This is a genomic window from Pseudomonas sp. UBA2684, assembly GCA_002354655.1.
GTDB lineage: Bacteria > Pseudomonadota > Gammaproteobacteria > Pseudomonadales > Pseudomonadaceae > Aquipseudomonas.
On record DELY01000044.1, the window covers coordinates 88,300 to 90,861 of the forward strand.

General features: G+C 59.9%; 4 protein-coding genes. 2 read left to right on the forward strand and 2 right to left on the reverse strand.

Going from position 1 to position 2,562, the window contains the following annotated elements:
• Positions 1-179 precede the first annotated feature (179 nt).
• A complete protein-coding gene (locus B3M58_RS14955) occupies positions 180-1,151 on the forward strand; it encodes a magnesium and cobalt transport protein CorA (protein ID WP_296220250.1) in 972 nt (323 codons plus the stop codon).
• Positions 1,152-1,205: 54 nt separating this feature from the next.
• On the opposite strand, the gene B3M58_RS14960 is transcribed toward B3M58_RS14955, so the two are convergent.
• Both B3M58_RS14960 and B3M58_RS14965 read right to left on the reverse strand, forming a co-directional pair.
• On the reverse strand, positions 1,206-1,934 hold the full coding sequence (locus B3M58_RS14960) for an amidotransferase (protein ID WP_296220251.1): 729 nt from the start codon (positions 1,932-1,934) through the stop codon (positions 1,206-1,208).
• Positions 1,935-2,132: 198 nt separating this feature from the next.
• A complete protein-coding gene (locus tag B3M58_RS14965) occupies positions 2,133-2,303 on the reverse strand; it encodes a hypothetical protein (protein WP_296220252.1) in 171 nt (56 codons plus the stop codon).
• Between B3M58_RS14965 and ptrC the strand changes: the two genes are divergently transcribed.
• Positions 2,302-2,511, forward strand: coding sequence for a type III secretion system co-regulatory protein PtrC (gene ptrC, locus B3M58_RS14970; protein ID WP_296220253.1), 210 nt, complete (start codon positions 2,302-2,304; stop codon positions 2,509-2,511). The two genes, B3M58_RS14965 and ptrC, sit on opposite strands and share 2 nt — an antisense overlap.
• Positions 2,512-2,562 lie beyond the last annotated feature (51 nt).

Genomic DNA, 2,562 nt, shown 5'->3' on the forward strand with positions numbered 1-2,562 from the left:
ACATTTAACGGGTACAGAGCCAAGAATTTAGAGCAATAGCTCTAGTGAGGCGATGACCCTCCAGGTAAAAAGACCGATACGCCCTAACATCTGGAAGAACTCGCCGCACGCGACAACACTCTCAGTCACAAGGCGGTAAGCTCCGCGCCAGTGCCAACAGCCAATGCGAAGGAAACACCATGGGTCAAGTCGTTGCCGCAGCCGTCTACAGCAAAGGCAGGAAAATCACCGACATCACCCTCGATGAAGGCAAGGAATGGTCGAAAAAACCCGATCATTTCGTCTGGATCGGCCTGCATGACCCGGGCCCCGAGGAGCTGACCAAACTGCAACGTCAGTACGACCTGCATGAACTGGCCCTCGAAGACGCCTTGCAGCGGCATACGCGGCCCAAACTGGAGACCTTCGGCGATGCGCTTTTCCTGGTGCTTTATTCGCCTATCCGCGTGCAGGGCGAACTGGAGTTCATTGAGACCCAGTTGTTCGCCGGCACGGGCTACGTGATCAGCGCCCGCTACGGTGAATCCGCGCCCTACTCGCAGGTGCGCCAGCGCTGCGAAGCCAGGCCATTGCTGCTCGAACATGGTGAAGACTTCGTGCTCTACGCCCTGCTCAGCTTCGTCATCGAAAACTACCGACCGCTGATGGATGACTACTACGCCGAACTGGAGGACGTCGAGCAGGACGTGCTCAAGCGGCCGTTGACGCAAGCCGATGTCGAGCGCATCCAGGGCCTGCGCCGCGACCTGCTGCGTCTGCGTCGCTACATCGGCCCGCTGGCGGAGATCTGCCAGGAACTGCAACGCCTCGACTTCCCGTTTATCGACAAAAACATGCGCCCGTACTTTCGCGATGTCGCCATCCACGTCAGCCGCTTGCTGGAAGATTTGACCGCCTTACGCGAAATGGCCGATCACGCCATCGAGATTGGTCTGTTGCTGGAGTCGTCGCGGCAGAGCCTGGTGCAACGCAAATTCGCTGCCTGGGCCGCCATCCTGGCCTTCCCCACGGCGGTGGCGGGCATCTACGGGATGAACTTCGAAAACATGCCGGAACTGGCCTGGCACTTTGGCTACTTCGGCGTACTCGGGCTGATCGCCACGGGCTGCATCGGCCTGTACGCCAGCTTCAAGCATTCCGGCTGGCTGTAAGGCAAACCAAAGCCCGGCATGCAGGCCGGGCTTTGGGCGGTATTGCACAAGGTTTTAAGCCGGTTCACCAGTGCGGCCGTGGGCGACGAAACGCATCATCCACTCCGCTACAGCATGGCCCTGGTGCTCGTGCTGCAGGCTGTCCACGCCTTGGCGGTAGGTCTGCTCGCCGATGTGCTGCTGACGGATATCCAGCAGCGCCTTGGAATAGTCGTGAATGAACTCCGGGTGCCCCTGGAAGCACAGCACCTGATCGTCGATGCAGTAAGCGGCGATTGGGCAGAACTCGCTGGAGGCTAGCAGCGTAGCGTTATCCGGCAGTTGCGTGACCTGATCCTGGTGGCTGATCAACAGGGTCAGATCGTCCAGCGCCGGGCTCATCCAGCCGGGCTGGTGCGCCAAGCGATAGCGGTGCGTGCCCACGCCCCAGCCTTGCTCGGCACGCTCGGCCTTACCGCCGAGCAACAGTGCCAACAACTGGTGGCCGAAGCAGATGCCGAGCAGCTTGTCGCCGCGCGCATAACGCTCGAGCAGGTAAGTTTTGAGGGTGGCGATCCATGGATCGCTGCCGAACGAGTCGGCCTTGCTACCGGTGACCAAGTAGGCATCGTAGCGCTCGCTGTCCGGCGGGTAATGGCCTTCCATCACGTTGTACACGGTGAACTCGGCGGCAATCGGCTGACGCGCGAACAGTTGCTCGAACATCCGCCCGTAGCCTTGGTACTGGTTGACCAGTTCGGGACGGAGGATGTCAGTTTCCAGAATGCAAATCTGCAACGGCATGGGGCAAATACCTGAAAAGCGGGTGGTTATTCATACTCCGAGCAAGCCTGCCTGGCGCCACGTAGCAAGGCAATAGGCCGGCGCAAGGCCGAGCGACAAACCCGACCAATTGCTACAGCGTGAGATGTATCAGCGCGCTCGATAGTCACCATAACGCCCATTCACTTCTGTCAATAACGCCGCACGGCGATGATCTGGTCATCGGGCAGCACTGCCCCCCAGACCGAAGGACACCGCCATGAACAGCTTCGCCGCCATCGCCAGTTTGCTCGCCGCCTCCGCTTTTGCCAGCCACGTAAACGCTGCCAGCCTGCCGCCCCAGATCGCAGCGGGCAGCGGCAAATAGCGCGCAGCCAGGAGAAGCGTCATGAGCATCATCCAGTCCATCGCAAACCAGAATGTGTATGGCGTGACGTACGCCACCGTCGATGACCGCGGAATCCACTTCGAATCCGAACTGGCCATCCATTTGCCCGACGGCACGCTGACAACACTGAAAATGCCGACGCAACTCAGCGAGCGCCAGGCTATTGAGCAATTCACTATTGATGCCGCCCAGCGGCTCACGAGCGCGTGACGGCTCATACACCACGTAATCGGCACATCGCCATAAAAAAGGCTATGTCCC